Genomic DNA, 17,511 nt, shown 5'->3' with positions numbered 1-17,511 from the left:
TTATATGGATGATGATGAATATTGGAAAAATGGGACAACTTATAATTATCCCAATGATCGTTCAATTATGGGCGCGAAACGGATGGGCATAGCAACAACGATTAATATTGGGACAAAAACGGGTAAGAGTATATATTACGGCCTCTTTGTATTTGCTGCAGTGCTGTTGATTGGAATGTGTGGAAACCGAACTTCTTTAGGCGGAGTTGAAAGGGTGGTGAGATTTTTCATTGATTTTAAAATAAATCGTATGAAGTATAACCCTCTTGTGATAGAATAATCTAGTTGCCCTAGTTTCTGAAAATCCACTCTGTTCCAGCAAAACACCTGATCTATACACGTGGATAATCGAGGAAATATGAGCATTTAAGAGTATTAACAAGATTTCTTAGAGATTTTACACAAAACACATCATTTTTTGTCGGTTTTTATTGATTTATTCAAAAATATTATGTATAATCAGCCTTGTTGATTTTGCAAATGGAATTTTAGGAGGTTTTTATTTTGGGAAAAGCGTTAATTATTGGCGCTGGCGGCGTAGCAAGTGTTGTTGTTCATAAATGCTGCCAGAACCCGGATGTATTTGAAGAGATCTGCATTGCTAGCAGAACTGTCGCGAAATGTGACGCTCTGAAAGATAAATTAGCCGGAGGCCGCACGAAGATTTCTACTGCTCAGCTCGATGCAGATAACACGGACGAAGTCATTGAACTGATCAAGAGCTTTGAGCCGGATGTCGTTATTAATGTCGCTCTCCCATATCAGGACCTGACGATCATGGATGCGTGCCTGGCAACAGGAGTGCACTATGTGGATACTGCCAATTATGAACCACAAGATACAGCGAAATTCGAATATTCCTGGCAGTGGGCTTACAAAGAAAGATTTGAGAAAGCTGGCCTTACCGCTTTGCTCGGCAGTGGATTTGACCCAGGAGTAACTGGCGTATTCACGGCTTACGCGCAAAAGCACTATTTTGACGAGATCCATACCATTGATATTGTTGACGCCAACGCTGGCGATCATGGATATCCATTCGCTACAAACTTTAATCCTGAAATCAATATTCGTGAAATTACAGCTAATGGCCGTTATTTCGAGAATGGCGAGTGGATTGAAACTGCACCACTTTCTGAGAAGAAAGTTTACGATCTTCCGGAAATTGGACCTAAAGATATTTATCTTTTGTACCATGAAGAGCTGGAATCCTTGGCTGTTAACATCAAGGGCGTGAAAAAGATCCGATTCTGGATGACTTTCTCACAGAACTACCTGACTCACTTGAAAGTGCTTGAGAATGTGGGTATGACTTCTATCGAGCCTATCATGTACGAAGGTAAAGAGATCGTTCCTTTGCAATTCTTGAAGGCAATGCTGCCTGACCCAGCTTCCCTGGGACCAAGAACAAAAGGTAAAACTAACATTGGATGTATCATCCAAGGTACTAAAGACGGTAAGCCAAAAACTTATTATGTATACAACGTTTGCGATCATGAAGAATGTTATGCAGAGGTTGGCTCCCAAGCCATTTCCTATACTACAGGCGTTCCTGCAATGATCGGAGCAATGTTAATTATAAAAGGAATCTGGAAGAAACCAGGCGTGTACAACGTAGAAGAGTTCGATCCAGATCCATTCATGGAAGCTTTGAATAAACATGGTCTGCCTTGGCAAGAAGATTTCTCGCCAACGCTGCTAGACTAAGGCGCGATTGATGGATATTGATATCAGCGTTGTCCCGTCACCATGTTACCTTGTAGATGAAAGATTGCTTACCCGCAATCTTGAGATTATGAATTCTGTACAAGAACGTACAGGAGCTAAGATTTTGCTCGCGCAAAAAGGCTTCTCTATGCATTCCTTGTATCCGCTAGTTGGCAAGTACTTGCATGGCGTAACTTCCAGCTCCTTATTCGAAGCCAGACTTGGCTATGAAAAAATGGGCAAAGAGGTTCATGTCTACGCACCAGCTTATGTGGACAGTGAATTCGATGAGCTTCTTGAATACTCCGATCACATTGTGTTCAATTCTTTTGACCAGTGGAATCGATTCAAGGATCGTGTGAAAAATGCACCGAAGCATATCAGCTGCGGCATTCGAGTGAATCCGGAGTATTCCGAGATCGAAGTTCCGCTGTATGATCCATGCTACAATTATTCCAGAATGGGAGTAACTCTCCCTAACTTTAGACCTGAAGAGCTTGAGGGGATTGATGGATTACACTTCCATACCATGTGCGAACAAAATTCAGACACACTGGAGCGTACGCTCAAGGTAGTCGAAGAGAAGTTCGGACCTTATCTCAAAGGGATGAAATGGCTTAATTTTGGTGGCGGTCATCATATTACACGTCCCGATTATGATCTGGAGACCCTTGTCCGCTGCATTTTGCATATGAAAGAGACTTACGGTGTGGAAATCTATCTGGAGCCAGGTGAGGCCGTTGCGCTTAATACTGGATATTTGGTAGCTACCGTTCTGGATGTTATGCATAACGGAATGGACATTGCGATTCTCGATACTTCGGCTGAATGCCACATGCCAGATGTACTGGCTATGCCATACCGTCCGAACATTATCGATGCTGGACAACCTGGGGAATATCCTTATACGTACAGATTAGGTGGAATGACTTGCCTAGCCGGAGATGTTATTGGAGATTATTCCTTCAAGGAGCCTTTGAAATACGGCGATAGACTCGTATTCCTAGATATGGCGCATTATTCTATGGTGAAGAACCATATGTTTAACGGCGTGAATCTGCCAGCTATCGTCAGCTACAATGACGAAGAAGGAATTAAAGTAATCAAACAGTTCGCTTTCGAAGATTTCAGCGGACGTTTATCTTAATAGAATGATCTAAAAAGGTGTCCCTTCAGGGACACCTTTTTTGCTATAGTTCCAGTCCTTTGAAAGCGTGATTACATCTAGGAAAAGAGAAGTGATGCTAAAGGACCGTATGACAACTATTGGTGTTTATAAGCTCGTTTAGCTAAGGTTATGGACTATATAGCTCTTATTGGTCGGATAATGACTATAATTAGGGCGCATTTGGTAGAATAGCTGCAACTGAGTCCGATCATATGCTGAAACAGCCGATTTTTTGGAAATAGAATCTCCTCGGTCCGATTCATGCTCGTGGGGAGAAGATAGATATCGAACCGTTTTTTCATAGGGATCCTTCTCTTGATATTGGGTTTATCTTACAGTTGGATACTTGTATTACTGGAAAAGTTTCTTCATAATTAGCCGCTCACAAGTAAGGTCTCATGTGATACAATAATTTAGTCTGTTTTTAAAAATAGTTATTGAAGGGTCCGTATCTGAGGAGGAAGTCAGCATCAATGAAACATGCACCGTTTATTGCAGTGGAAGGCCCGATCGGGGCTGGAAAAACAACATTAGCTTCGATGCTTGCAGAGGAATTAAACTTACCGATTATTAAGGAGATTGTTGATGAAAATCCGTTTCTAGCTAAATTTTATCAGAACATGGATGACTGGAGCTTTCAACTGGAGATGTTTTTTCTCTGTAATCGGTACAAGCAGCTTGAAGATACAGTAACTCAATACATAGATAAAGGTAAACCGGTGATCTCGGATTATCATATTTATAAGAACCTTATCTTTGGGGAACGAACGCTGAAGGGAACGAAACGAGAAAAGTATCGACAAATCTATCATGTGCTGACGGATGACCTGCCGAAGCCAAATATTATTCTCTATATAAAAGCGGATCTCGATACCTTGTTAAAAAGAATTGCCAAACGCGGACGCCCTTTTGAAGGGGATATGGATACTGCGTATTTGCAGCAATTGATAGAAGATTATGATGATGCGATGGCCTCTCTAGCGATTCAAGAGCCGTCTACCGTTATTATTACCATAGATGGAAATGCAGTCGATTTCGTGGAGAACCCAGAACACTTCGTCGAAATTGCCTCTCACCTAAAGGAGCTAATGAAATGAATCCATATAACATCCCAGATAACGCCATAATTACCGTGGCAGGAACCGTGGGGGTGGGGAAATCCACTTTAACAGGTGCTTTGGCTAAAAGGTTGAATTTTCAAACCTCGCTGGAGCAAGTTGATCATAATCCTTATCTTGAAAAATTCTATCATGATTTTGAGAGATGGAGTTTTCATCTACAGATTTATTTCCTAGCCGAACGTTTTAAAGAACAGAAGAAAATGTTCGAAATGGGCGGTGGTTTTGTTCAAGATCGCTCGATTTATGAGGACACTGGTATTTTTGCTAAAATGCATGCGGATCAAGGCACGATGTCTAAGACAGACTATGAAACCTATACAAGCTTGTATGAAGCTATGGTTATGACACCCTATTTCCCGCACCCTGATGTACTGATTTATATTGAAGGCAGTCTTCCTTCTATTTTAGCGCGAATTAATGAACGTGGCCGTGAAATGGAAATTCAAACGGACGTGTCCTACTGGGAGCATATGCATGGCAGATATTCGAAATGGATCAATGAGTTTACAGCTTGCCCAGTGCTCCGACTGAACATTGATGATTATGACGTGAATGATTCGGCATCAATGGCGGATATTCTTACGAAGGTAGGCAACACCATTCGTAAGCCTGTTGATACAATATAATAGTTGATGATTAGCAGCTCCCGTGGTTTGGGGGTTGTTTTTTTATATGCTCATAAAAAAAGACCCAAATCTATGATTTGGGCTAATAGGGAAGTGTCAGTTGTCCTAATCATAAAATACGAAAAGTAAATTAAAATGGTGTGGACATTGTAATGTGCTTAAGGGCCACCTCCTATTTTATTAGCCTTTTTTTATAAAAATAGGTTCCAGTCTAATAGAAACTAGTTATTGGTCCATGTCTAAAATTAATAAGATGCGTACACTGAACTATCTTTATAGGGAGGTGTACGCATTGAGTTGTCCAGACGATAAAAAGTGTCATAAGAAAAAAGTCGCCACTGTATTTCCTTCGAAAAGAAAAAGAAAAGAACATCGCCGAAAGGTTATTAAGAAGATTGTAAAAGTAACCTGTCCTCCACCAGAAGTGAATGTTACTACTCCCACAGTCGTTGGTGCTACAGGACCGCAAGGGCCACAAGGAGCACAAGGACTCCAAGGAATACAAGGGGCCCAAGGCATTCCCGGAGCTCAAGGAGCACGAGGACTCCAAGGAGCTGAAGGACCTCAAGGACCTGCAGGCGGCCCTCCGGGACCCCAAGGACCTCAAGGTGAACCCGGGCCAGCGGGAGCGATTGGTCCTCAGGGTGTAGCGGGCCCCGTTGGTCCTCAGGGTGCGCAAGGCGTTCCGGGTGCCCAAGGAGTTGTAGGTCCTCAGGGATCGCAAGGTTTACCGGGTCCTGCAGGAGCTATAGGACCACAAGGTTTTGTAGGAGCAACCGGAGCGCCGGGAGCACCAGGAGCACCGGGAGCAACCGGAGCGCCGGGAGCACCAGGAGCACCGGGAGCAACCGGAGCAACAGGAGCACCGGGAGCGCCGGGAGCGCCGGGAGTAGCTGGAGCAACAGGAGCACCGGGAGCGGCCGGAGCACCGGGAGCAGCAGGAGCACCGGGAGCAGCAGGAGCAACGGGAGCAACCGGGGCGCCGGGAGCAGCAGGAGCACCGGGGGCAGCAGGAGCCGTGGGAGCAACCGGAGCACCGGGAGCAGCAGGAGCAACGGGCGCAACCGGGGCAACAGGAGGCGTATTAGGTTTTGCTGATTTTTTTGCCCTAATGCCTCCTGATAATGCAGCAACTGTAGCACCGGGCACAGACGTAAGTTTTCCTCAAAACGGACCTACTAGCGGGACAACAATAGCACGAACAGGTCCTAGTTCTTTTAATTTAGCGGCAATAGGGACTTATCAGGTGTTGTTTCAGGTTAGTGTAACCGAAGCGGGACAACTCATCTTGACTCTTAATGGCGCAGATCTCGCTTATACCGTAGTTGGACGCGCAACAGGTACATCGCAAATCGTAGAAATGGCTATAGTGCAAACAACGGTCATTAACACCATCCTGACCGTTCGGAATCCTGCTGGTAACTCTACTGCACTTACTATTACTCCTCTCGCTGGAGGAACAAGATCTGTTTCAGCACATCTCGTTATTACACAATTAGCGTAACAAGGTGTATTTCGTATAGATAAGTTGGTCATCTTAATATTGGTGATTTTACTTATGATTATTGTAAAGAGGAGGACGAACGAAGGTCTTCCTCTTTACTCAGAGTATTTACTGGCTTTCAAAAAAGCAGCAATCGAACAAGTTCATTTTTTAATCAAGGTGATGCTAACATTCTATTGTTTTTCTATCGTCTAACAACTTAAAATTCATCATCTATTTATGTGAATTCTTTTGATTCTATCTTAAGATGCCATATCGGTTTCCTCATGATACAATAAAAGATAAGTTTATAAGGATGAGGTGACTTTAGTTGAAGTATGATTTCGATCGCGTAATTGACCGCCGTAATACTAGCTCTTACAAATGGGACCAATCCGAGAAGTTGTTTGGTGAGAAGGATATTATGCCGCTTTGGGTGGCAGACATGGATTTTGAAAGTCCTCCCGCAGTGAAGGAAGCCATTCTGCGCCGCGCAGAACAAGGAGTTTACGGTTACAGTGTACCTAGTGATACTTATAAAGAAGCCATCACGTCATGGTTTAAAAGACGGCATGATTGGCAGATCAAACCGGAGTGGATTTCAGATTCTCCCGGAATTGTAACTTCCTTAAGCCTCTCTGTTGAACTGTTTACTGAGCCTGGGGACGAGGTTATTTTACAATCGCCAGTTTATTATCCCTTTTATGATGTCATCCAGATGAATGACCGGAAGGTTGCCAAGAATCCGCTTATCGTCCGTAATGGGCGCTTTGAGATGGATTATGAGCAATTGGAAGGGTTGATGTTGGGTGGAGCGAAGCTGCTGCTGTTATGCAGTCCGCATAATCCAGGCGGTAGAGTATGGGAAAGAGAAGAGCTGTTGAAGCTCGGTGAACTGTGCTTGCGTCACGGAGTGACAGTTATCTCTGATGAGATCCATTGTGATTTGGCGCTTCCAGGTTATGAGCATATTCCTTTTGCATCCTTGTCTGAGGAAATTGCCAATATTACGTTAACCACCCTTGCCGCGACCAAAACCTTCAATCTTCCGGGGCTTCAATCCTCTTTTATCGTATCCTCGAATCCGGAATTGAAACGTAAATTTGATCAAAAAATGAAAGCCTTGAGCTTACATATGGCTAGTTTCTTCGCGCAAGGAGCGGTACAAGCCGCTTACAATGACGGAGAAGAATGGCTGGATGAGCTGTTACAATATGTATCAGATAATGTGGATTATACGGTCAGCTATTTGGCGGAGCATTTACCACAGGTTCATGTGATGCAGCCGCAAGGAACCTACCTGCTCTGGGTGGATTGCCGCGAACTGAACTTGGAAATAGACGGTCTGAAGCAGCTGATGTACAAAGAGGCTAAAGTGGCTTTTAATGAAGGTTCTGTTTTTGGAACAGAAGGCAAAGGCCATCTGCGGATTAATCTGGCCTGTCCGAGATCCACATTAGTTGAGGCATTGGAACGCTTTTGCAAGGCAGCCGCAGCTTATACAACGAAATAAACGGTGATTACTGAAGCTTGATGATTCCGCTAATGGGATCGTTAAGCTTCTTTATTTTGCAATAGGGTAAAAAGAATAATAAAATGGAGTCCATTACGACAAGCAGGAGGACTGCAAATGAAATGGGTAGCTCAGCTTCCGTATTATAAGATACAACGAGAAATTAGGGATGGAGAACAACGAAGTGTTGCTTCCAATCGGCTAATGTATCTGTATCAAGATAGAATTGTAACACGTCATCGGGAATTCCCGCTAAAAGATATTTTCGATATGTCTTATCGCTCAATGGGGGATATGGGCGGCATGTTCTATCTCCACACGAGTAAGGGCGTGTATGCTTATTTGATAGAGTGCGATCCTGAGCGGTTTATTGAAGCCTTTAAAGAACAGGAATTGAATAAAAATTGAGCGACCCTCGTTGGCCGTGATATGATAGCTTTTATGAAAAAAACATAATGGGAGAGAACATAAATGAGCAAAACACGAATTATTATTGATGCAGATACAGGTATTGACGATGCACTGGCGATTCTATATGCCTTACGTGCTCCAAACGTAATTGTAGAAGGAATTACAACCGTTTTTGGAAATATTGAGGTCGAAAAGGCGGCGGACAATTCACTGCGGCTAATTGAGCTTGCTAAGCCCGGTTATGAGATTCCTGTAGCGATCGGAGCATCCAAGGCGCTTGTTCGTGAACACTCAGGCTACGCCACTCATGTGCATGGTGAGAACGGTATTGGCAATGTGGAAATTGCTCCATCCAGCCAGCGTCCCATTAGCGAAACTGCATCTGAGTTTATTGTTCGGATGGCTAATGAGAATCCCGGAGAGATTGTATTAGTCACACTGGCACATCTAACCAACCTTTCAATGGCGCTTGATATGGACCCTGGTATTAAGAATACTTTGAAAAAAGTAGTGGTGATGGGCGGTACGATCTTCAGTCCCGGCAATAGAACACCGGTTGCGGAAGCGAATATTGCCGGGGATCCGGAAGCTGCTGATCATGTATTTACATCTGGGCTTCCTGTTATGATGGTGGGTCTAGACGTTACGCTTAAGACGCGGATTACACAAGAGCATATCGATTTATTAAAACGTTTTGGACGTGAAGAAAATAAAGCGATCATTTCGTTTATGGAACAATCGCTTACTCATTATTTTAATTTCTATCGTGAAGCGAACTTTTTGATCAACAGCGCACCGCTGCATGATCCACTCGCACTTATGGTTGCGTTGCAACCAGATCTAGTAACCTACAAAGAGATGAATGTTCGTGTGGAGCACAAAGGTGAGTTTACATCGGGAATGGTCGTAGCGGACTTGCGGGCTCAGCCAAAAGTGGGTAAACCCATACAAGTTGCAGTGGATGTAGATGTTGAACGAGCAGTGGGAACCTTTTTGAGCGTGTTTATGTAATTTTGCCGACCTCTTCTAATATGACAAATAATTTCGCAGCTCATAGATGACAATCTATTAATTTTACAATTGGATAATCTTTGGTAAAATGGTAGAGGACATATAAGAGTTTACAAGATTAGACTGCATATCATAGAAGAGGGAGACTTAACATTCATGAATAAGCGAATCGGTAAATTAGTATTATGTATGGCTATTTCGCTAGGAGGCACCACGGCGTTATTCCAAAATACTACACAGGCAGCCACAGCTGGTGGAGTTAGTATTGTGCTGGATGGTTATCCACTACCATTTCCAGTAGAACCTGTTGTGATGAGCGGAACAACGATGGTGCCATTCCGAGCTATATCTGAAGCTTTGGGAATTAATGTCGAGTGGAATCAAGCGCAGAAGAAAATTACGGCTACCAAAACAGATACTGCAGGGACCAAAGTGGTAACCCTGACCCTTGGCAGCAAAAATGCAGGTGTTAACGGCGCGGTTGTGAAGTTAGGAGTTGCTCCGCAGACGATCCGGGATACAACGATGATTCCCCTTAGCTTCTTTGGCCAGCAGTTTGGTGCGGGTGTAGCTTGGAATCAATCCACGAAGACCGTATCTATTACTTCGCCGAAGACTGAGCTGTACACTCTTGGTTTCTATGCGCTGAGTTCTTATAGTGAGATTTCCTTACTTCCTAATTTTGATGCTGTGGCCTTCGGTTGGAGTGGGATTGATAAAAGCGGGCAATTCACCACAACGGGGACTGATTTCAAATGGCCTCAGGCGGCTGGTGACGTAACACCAGAATCAATTGTCACGAATGCAGCGGCAGGTGGAACAGCTCCTTATCTGATGGTCTTCTCTGGAGACACCGCATCAGAGTTAACTAAGAACCTGGAAGATAAGCAGCTTCAAGAACAGACAATTACTGGAATCGTAGATCTTGCAACGCAAAAAGGATTCCAAGGCATTACCCTGGATCTGGAGGGCCTAGGTCTAACCGGTGATAAGGCGAAGGTGCAAGCGGATTACAATGCTTTTGTGAAAAACCTATCACAAAAAGCACATGCAGCAGGACTTAAACTTACCGTTATTCTTCATCCATTAAATAGTTCTTATAAAGGTTATGATTACAAAACTTTAGGAACACTTGCAGATGATTTGGTCATTATGGCGTACGATTATTTACAAGAGAAAAAAGTTCCAGAGCCGATGAGTTTAGTTGATGAAGGCATCAGGCTTGCGCTTCAGCAAGTGAGTAAGGATAAGCTGATCCTAGGGATCTCTGTGTATAGCGAAAACGAATCTTCAGTGAATTCGAAGGTAGGACTTGCTAAACGTTATGGCCTTAAAGGAATTGCAATCTGGCGTTTAGGTCTGATCGGAGAGCCTGTCTGGAACGAGATGGGGAAGTCAGTAGAGCTGTAAGTGGAATTTGTATTGACAGGGAATAATTTCTAAATATATACTAGGTCAAAATACAATACGGAATAAACGTAATGATTGGGAGTATTAAGGAATAACTACTGCCCAGAGAGCTGCCGGTTGGTGCAAGACAGCGGAGTAGGTTCCCCAACTCACCCATGAGCGGTAAGATCGAACCTCAGTAGATCTTAACGGCTAAACCTCCGTAATCGGGTTCTAAGATTCGTTGTTTATTATAAGCAATAAGCAACGATCAAAAAGAGTGGTACCGCGAAGGTTAAACCTATCGCCTCTTTGGAGGCGATAGGTTTTTTCTGTTCTCTACAGAAAAAATACAATTGAAGGCGGGTGTTTTGGTAATGGGCAATATTATTGATTATTACTCCCAATTTGATGAGTGGGGAAGATTGGATAGGGAGCCGCTGGAGTTCATCATTAATCTGCATTATATAAAACAGTATTTAACTACCGCACAATCTATACTGGATAATGGTGCTGGGCCCGGTAAATATGCCATGGAGCTGGCGAAGCTGGGCTATAACGTAACGTTATCGGATCTTACCCCTAAGTTAGTTGAAATAGCTCAGCAGAAGGTTAATGAATTAGGATTAACTGAGCAATTTAAAGGTTTTCATGTGCTGAATGCAATTAGTTTAGAGGGAATATCAGACGAGAGCTTTGATGCTTCTCTGATGTTAGGCCCTTTATATCATTTGCAAGAAGAAGAGGATCGGATTTTAGCAGTTAAGGAATTGTTTCGTGTGACAAAGAAGAATGGCATCGTATTTGTAGCCTTTCAAAGTCGGATGAGAATGACTCTTACATCCTTACAGTTCCCACAACATTGGAAGCCTAATGACAACATGGATTCAATACAAGAATTTTATGATAGCGGGATTTTTAATCATAAAGATGAAGGTAGGTTTACGGGAGCTTATTACTTCAATATTGAGGAAATAAAACCTTTCATGGAGGAGAATGGATTTCAAACCATAGATTTAATTGGTTCTTCTAGCCTCGGAGCATTACTGACAAATGAGCAGAAACAATACTGGACTGACCGGGGTGAACATGAGGAGCTCTTAGAATTTCTCATTAATGCAGCAAAGGATCCATCCATTTTGGGGATTTCATCTCATCTGTTGTATATAGGGCGAAGAAAATAAATAAGAAAAAAATCATTTAATCATCACGGGATTGAGGTAGGTCTAGTGAACAATGATTACAGGGTGCGTATTCAGACGGTTCTTCATTTTATCGAGGACAACTTAGATCAAGAAATAAATCTAGAAACGCTAGCTGAAGTTTCTAATTTTTCTAAGTATCATTTTTCTAGAGTTTTTTCTGCAATTACAAATAAAACACCAATGACCTATCTGACGGAAAGACGTCTACATCACGCGATAACCTATCTTGAAACAACCCATAAAACCATGCTAGATATCTCAACTCTATGCGGTTTTAGTTCCATCTCAAGTTTTAATTCATCCTTTAGGAAACTGTTTAAGACAACCCCAAGCGAGATGAGAAGGTCAAGGCAAGAACATAGCAATTATCAGTTAATGTCCAGCAATAATCAGGAAGAATTGTCTCCTTCTAAAAATTATGATGTGAGTATCAACATAAATAATTTTTTAAGGAGAGTATGGGAAATGAACATTGAGGTAAAAGAACTTCCAAGTTATCAAGTGGCATACGTAAGGCATGTTGGCAGCTATCTTGAAACGTATAAGGCATGGGGAACACTCAGCAAGTGGGTTGAGAAAAATGATTTACCGTCAACAGAATACTTCATTGGTATTTCTTTAGATGATCCCAGCGTGACTGACGAATACTCTTGTAGATATGATGCCTGCATAACCATTCCAGAAGAGTTTGTTAAAGAGGGTGATTCGAGCGTAGAGTTCAAAACTTTATCTGGTGGTCTTTATGCCTTATATTCGTTTTATGATACGATCGACAAATTGGCTATTGCCTATCAAAGTGTGTACGGTCAATGGCTAACTAACAGTGATTATGAACCGGATGATCGGTATGCGCTCGAATTTTGTATGAATGATCCATATACAGACCCTGAAGGTAAAGCAAAAGTTGATCTTTATATCCCTATAAAAAGTGTCGGTGGACATCACCAGTTTGAAGATAACCTGTAATATACATGCCTGAATGCGTATCGGTTTATCCATCACTCCACGAGGCTTTCGGACTTGGATGACGTTATTTGTATGTTATCAGCTATCAAAACATGATTTCGGACTCCGCTGACGCTATTCATTGGCAAAAGGCTCATATTGGGCGTTTTTCCGGTCAATAGGTGCACTGGAGTCCGTTGCCATTCTTAAAATAGGATAATTTTAGGTTTAGGGTCAGCTGAGTCCGTTACAGATTACTATGCGTATCTGAAAGTGATTACGCATGCGCTTCCGACTAATTCGTTAATCAAACCGTACATTCGAATGTTATAAAACTCACATTAACCTAAGCCATAAACCTATATAATCTCTAAGGTTGAACTTTTGAACTAAATTCATTATTTTTCGGGAGGACTTTAGAGTATGAGATATAAAGCATTAGAGCTCGACAAACCGCTTACTTATGAGCTGGAAGGGTTAGAAATAGGGGTAACTTCGAACTGTAATTTCCGCTGCGATTATTGCTGTGCATATAATAGAAATGATGGACAAAGCATCAAAGCCAAAGAGGTCATCCGCATTCTGGACGAACTTCCAGGCCTTAAAAGAGTACGCTTATCAGGTGGAGAAGTGACGCTGAAATTCGATGACTGTGTGGAAATTGTAACCTACTGCGCATCCAGAGGGATTCAGACACAGTTAAATTCCAACGGCAGTCTTTTAAATGCTGAACGAATTGGCCAATTGGTCTCCGCAGGATTAACGACTATACATATTTCCTTCAATTTTACTACTGCGGAAGCTTTCTCAAAATATTATAATATTCATCCAAGCATCTATGAAAAAATAAGAGAAAATATTACCCTATTCGCTGCAACAAGTGTGGATACCGTACTGGAGACGCTGCTGTTCAGTGAAACCCAGGATAATATGAAGGAGATCAGCGATCATGTCTACGCAATGGGCGTGCGCACACATGAAATTCAGAACAGTATTATCATGGATCATACGGGTTGGAAGTCTATAGCTGCACGGGAACAATTAAAGAATGCAGTGAGCGAGCTGATCGCACGGAAGAAAGAAGATACGATTCTGTATTTCACCTGTATGGACCGCTTTATGGACGCCCTTGGGTTCGAAGAGCAGCCGGGTGTGTATTTTCCTCACTGTATTGAGGGGAAGAAGCAGCTTCATCTGCATGGAAATGGCGACATTTTGATTTCAGAGCTTTGCCATCCGGTGATTATCGGCAACATTTATCAAGGAACTTCACTAAAAGATTTATACAATAATATGCCAGCGCCATTGGCACAGTTTTTGGATAAGCAGCCCTGCCCAGCACTGGATGCATTGTTTCCACAAGGCATAGAAGTTTAACACTCTATATAGATTACTTCGAGGGACCAATTTAAGAATTGGTTCCTATTTTTTTATGGTAGACTTAATAAAAAACAAAGATAAGGGATGTATGAGCTTCATACATAAGGTGTACTGCCAAGTGTTTGCTAATATAAGAAATGGACTCATCAAATCTAATGTTGTTCTAGAAAAGATTATGCCGTTATTAACACCCACGGCCATCGTGGTCGGGGTAATTAACGAAAGCAGACTGCTGCCGTTCACAGGTCTCGTGCCCTGGATTTTCGCTGTAATGACGCTGATCGGTAGCTTGAAGTCCAATCTAAAGGATCTGCTGGGGGTACTTCTGAAACCTCAGAAGCTGATTATTCTAATGGTAATTTTACATATTGTAATGCCGCTGATCGGCTGGCTTGCAGCCATGGCTTTTTTTCCGGGAGATCCATATACAGTAACTGGTTATGTATTGCTGTTCGCGATTCCTACAGGTGTTGTAAGTGTGGTATGGGTGTCGATGTACGGAGGGAATATTGCGCTGACATTGGCGCTTATTCTGATTGATACGCTCTTGTCGCCCATTGTTGTCCCGGGTACCTTATATTTGCTGATGGGAGCGAGTGTTGAAATTCAGCTAGGCGATATGATGAAAGGGCTGCTATGGATGGTAGTCATTCCTTCTGTAGTTGGGATGCTGCTGAATCAATGGACAAAAGGGAAAGTAAATACGGTATGTGGACCGCCGCTTGCTCCGTTTGTTAAAGTCGGATTGTTTGTAGTTGTTTCTATTAATGGGGCCAGCATTGCCCGTTATCTGAAACATCCGGATGGCAAATTAGCGATCATAATTGGAGTGACCTTCATAACCGTTGTGCTTGGCTATGTAATCGGAGCTTTGGTGTCACGCCGCTTCCGCTTTAGTTATGAAGATTCCGTGGCTGTACAGTTTAATTCGGGTATGCGGAATTTAAGTGCGGGAGCTGTATTAGCGGTGAAATATTTTCCTCCTGCTGTTGCGCTTCCAGTAATTTCGGGGATGTTGTTCCAACAAATACTCGCTGCGATGTCTGGTCTATTTTTACGTAGTAGAACTAAACGACTGTTAAGTGAGGGTGCATTAATGCAAGCGAATACTGTCTCTCAGCTAGAACCACATAGTTCATCTAGGACAGATGACAGGCCTTGTTAACCACCTTATGAAGGATATATGACCTAAAAGCTGTGATATTTTATTCATTTACATGAAAAATTTCGACATTTTATGATATATTTCTTATTTTTGCGCGATTTATATTCACTATTCAACTTTGCCACCCGATAGTAATTGTATTATTTACAATTTCATTGTTCGCAAATGAACAAGCAGTCGGAAGGATGAAAAGAATATGAAGATTCGCCTAAAGTTATCACTTGTTATGATAGGTGTGACCCTTTTATGTATTTCTGTAATGGGGATATTTACGTATTTGAAATCAACTCAGGCGATTGTGAATCTTACTGAGAATTCTATGAAGCAGGTCAATACGAACAAAGCTCAGACCATATCAGCCATGATAGCAAAAGAGCAGAGAAGCACAGAGCTTATTGCGAGCCGCTCGGAAATTGTTAATCTACTGCTGCAAGCTGGGAATGGTGGAGTTAACAAAGGAGATAAGCTTCAGAATGAGGTGAACGCCAGTCTTCAAAGCATTGTGGAGGAGGCCGGGAACCTTGAGCACATTCTAGTCAGTGATATGAAAGGTATTAGTGTGGCTGACAGTGATACTAAGCTTATAGGGACAGATTTTAGTGAAAGAGATTATACGAAAAGAGTAATGGAGACGGCTGAGCCTGTGATCAGTGAAACGCTGAAATCAAAATCTACAGGAGCTTATGTAGTGGCTTTTGTACAGCCCGTAAAGAGTAATGGAAAGATGATTGGATTTATTGCGTCAGCTGTTTCCGCAGATAGTATGATTAAGTATTTGGCCGATACCAAAGTGGTAAACACGACGAGCTCTTACGCTTATTTACTGGATGAGAACGGCAATAAATTATATTATCCGGATAAAACACAAATTGGTCAGCCTATTGAGAATACGCAGATCGCAGCTGTTATGGAGCGTGTGAAATCTGGTGAGAAGGTAGCGGATGGCCTGCTCAATAATACATATAAAGATGTGGAAAAAAAATCAACCTATACAGTTTTACCTGAGACGCACTGGTTGCTTGTATTAACCGCAGACCTCGATGAAATCGTGAAACCTGTCACTGATATGAGAAATTTCAACTTATTTCTTGGTGTGGGAAGTTTGATTATTGCCTTGCTGATTGCTCTTTATTTTGCTAAAAAAATCTCTTCTCCGATTGTTAAACTAACGGACATGATTAATAAAACGGCAGAATTGAATTTGACGCATGACTCAGAGTATGAGTATTTGACTAAAAACAAAGATGAGACAGGGACGATCGCCAAAGCGATGTTCAGCACCCGGGCTACACTTCGTGAGATGGCTGGAAGCTTAATTACGATCTCGTCCAAAGTGCTTGAAAATGCAGAAACGCTGGAGAAGCTGTCTATAGATGTGCGGGAAAATGCCCACGATAATTCAGCGACTACGCAGCAGCTATCGGCAGGTATGGAAGAGACCGCAGCCTCCACAGAGGAAATGACAGCAGCAATTACTGAAATTGATAACAATGTATCCGGGATCACCAATAATGTGAAGGAAGGCGCTGCCGTTTCTAGACAAATTAGTGAGCGGGCGCTGGCTCTCCAAGATGAGGCAACAGAATCTACGACGAATGCTAAACAAATTTATGAATCCGTGCGAATCGATATGGAAAAAGCGATTGAACAGTCGAGCGCGATTGCAGAGATTAATGTACTGACGGATACGATTCTATCCATTGCCAGTCAGACCAATCTGCTGGCCCTGAATGCAGCTATAGAAGCGGCAAGAGCGGGTGAGGCAGGCAAAGGTTTCGCGGTTGTAGCTGGTGAGATTCGGAAGTTGGCTGAGAAGTCGTCTAAGATTGCGGCTGGAATTCAAGGTGTGGTAACAGGTGTATATTCCTCTGTTGAATCCATGAAGGAGAATTCTGAGGCATTACTTTCTTTTATTGATCAGAATGTTCTAGCAGATTATGAACGATTAACTGAGGTAAGTCAGCAATACAACAGTGATGCTGCTACTGTAAATACGCTGTTAAAACAATTCGAGAGCGCAGCCGATCATTTGAGTATGGCTATATCAAGTATTAATATTGCCGTTAATGAGGTAGCTGCTACAGTAAACGAGGGAGCTATAGGGATTCAGGATATCGCGGTAAAAACGGCGGATATCGTGGAAAAAACATTCCTGGAGGTTACTATGGCTGATGAAAATACTCAAAGTGCCAAAGAGCTTCAGGGGTTAGTAGATAAGTTTAAGATCTAAGGGTTTGAAATGAATTAAGGGAATCCTTATCTCTTTTTCATAAAATATTAAGCTTGCAGGGTTATAGTACATGTATAACCTCCCTTATATATAGACTTTACCCCGCCGGTCGCCGGCGGGGTCTTTTTTTTATGCAGATCTTTTTAGGAGGATATCAGGC

Annotated in this window: 15 protein-coding genes and 1 other annotated feature; all 15 genes read left to right on the top strand. The window is 42.5% G+C overall.

Going from position 1 to position 17,511, the window contains the following annotated elements; translation table 11 throughout:
* The first annotated feature begins 4 nt into the window (after positions 1-4).
* Complete coding sequence (locus tag MHI15_RS27125) at positions 5-280, top strand: hypothetical protein (RefSeq protein ID WP_076308277.1); 276 nt, start codon at positions 5-7, stop codon at positions 278-280.
* 224 nt (positions 281-504) lie between these two features.
* The gene (locus tag MHI15_RS27120) at positions 505-1,704 is read left to right on the top strand and encodes a saccharopine dehydrogenase family protein (RefSeq protein ID WP_036679313.1); all 1,200 of its coding nucleotides are present in this window, start codon (positions 505-507) and stop codon (positions 1,702-1,704) included.
* 10 nt (positions 1,705-1,714) lie between these two features.
* Complete coding sequence (gene nspC / locus MHI15_RS27115) at positions 1,715-2,851, top strand: carboxynorspermidine decarboxylase (RefSeq protein WP_076125019.1); 1,137 nt, start codon at positions 1,715-1,717, stop codon at positions 2,849-2,851.
* A gap of 494 nt (positions 2,852-3,345) precedes the next feature.
* Complete coding sequence (locus MHI15_RS27110) at positions 3,346-3,969, top strand: deoxynucleoside kinase (protein ID WP_076278612.1); 624 nt, start codon at positions 3,346-3,348, stop codon at positions 3,967-3,969.
* Complete coding sequence (locus tag MHI15_RS27105; protein ID WP_076125023.1) at positions 3,966-4,619, top strand: deoxynucleoside kinase; 654 nt, start codon at positions 3,966-3,968, stop codon at positions 4,617-4,619. Before MHI15_RS27110 ends, MHI15_RS27105 begins: the two co-directional genes overlap by 4 nt.
* 292 nt (positions 4,620-4,911) lie before the next feature.
* Complete coding sequence (locus MHI15_RS27100; RefSeq protein ID WP_341165112.1) at positions 4,912-6,123, top strand: collagen-like protein; 1,212 nt, start codon at positions 4,912-4,914, stop codon at positions 6,121-6,123.
* 310 nt (positions 6,124-6,433) lie between these two features.
* Positions 6,434-7,615: a MalY/PatB family protein gene (locus MHI15_RS27095; protein ID WP_076125027.1), complete on the top strand. Its 1,182-nt coding sequence runs from the start codon at positions 6,434-6,436 to the stop codon at positions 7,613-7,615.
* A gap of 117 nt (positions 7,616-7,732) precedes the next feature.
* Positions 7,733-8,023 carry a hypothetical protein gene (locus tag MHI15_RS27090; RefSeq protein WP_036679330.1) on the top strand — a complete coding sequence of 97 codons (291 nt, stop codon included), beginning with the start codon at positions 7,733-7,735 and terminating at the stop codon, positions 8,021-8,023.
* A 63-nt stretch (positions 8,024-8,086) separates the two neighbouring features.
* The gene (locus tag MHI15_RS27085; RefSeq protein ID WP_076125028.1) at positions 8,087-9,037 is read left to right on the top strand and encodes a nucleoside hydrolase; all 951 of its coding nucleotides are present in this window, start codon (positions 8,087-8,089) and stop codon (positions 9,035-9,037) included.
* Positions 9,038-9,193: 156 nt separating this feature from the next.
* The gene (locus MHI15_RS27080) at positions 9,194-10,447 is read left to right on the top strand and encodes a stalk domain-containing protein (protein ID WP_445668015.1); all 1,254 of its coding nucleotides are present in this window, start codon (positions 9,194-9,196) and stop codon (positions 10,445-10,447) included.
* Positions 10,448-10,509: 62 nt separating this feature from the next.
* Positions 10,510-10,741 (top strand) — a binding site (T-box leader).
* A gap of 62 nt (positions 10,742-10,803) precedes the next feature.
* On the top strand, positions 10,804-11,610 hold the full coding sequence (locus MHI15_RS27075; RefSeq protein ID WP_076301243.1) for a class I SAM-dependent methyltransferase: 807 nt from the start codon (positions 10,804-10,806) through the stop codon (positions 11,608-11,610).
* A gap of 45 nt (positions 11,611-11,655) precedes the next feature.
* The gene (locus tag MHI15_RS27070) at positions 11,656-12,597 is read left to right on the top strand and encodes an AraC family transcriptional regulator (RefSeq protein ID WP_341165111.1); all 942 of its coding nucleotides are present in this window, start codon (positions 11,656-11,658) and stop codon (positions 12,595-12,597) included.
* Positions 12,598-12,999: 402 nt separating this feature from the next.
* The gene (locus MHI15_RS27065) at positions 13,000-13,953 is read left to right on the top strand and encodes a radical SAM protein (RefSeq protein ID WP_038569765.1); all 954 of its coding nucleotides are present in this window, start codon (positions 13,000-13,002) and stop codon (positions 13,951-13,953) included.
* Between the two features lie 178 nt (positions 13,954-14,131).
* The gene (locus MHI15_RS27060; protein WP_341165110.1) at positions 14,132-15,121 is read left to right on the top strand and encodes a bile acid:sodium symporter family protein; all 990 of its coding nucleotides are present in this window, start codon (positions 14,132-14,134) and stop codon (positions 15,119-15,121) included.
* Between the two features lie 196 nt (positions 15,122-15,317).
* On the top strand, positions 15,318-17,351 hold the full coding sequence (locus MHI15_RS27055) for a methyl-accepting chemotaxis protein (RefSeq protein WP_339172876.1): 2,034 nt from the start codon (positions 15,318-15,320) through the stop codon (positions 17,349-17,351).
* The last annotated feature ends 160 nt before the right edge of the window (positions 17,352-17,511 follow it).

This window comes from Paenibacillus sp. FSL H7-0918 (genome assembly GCF_038007025.1).
GTDB classification, from domain to species: domain Bacteria; phylum Bacillota; class Bacilli; order Paenibacillales; family Paenibacillaceae; genus Paenibacillus_AQ; species Paenibacillus_AQ odorifer.
This window is presented reverse-complemented; position numbering and strand designations above follow the sequence as displayed.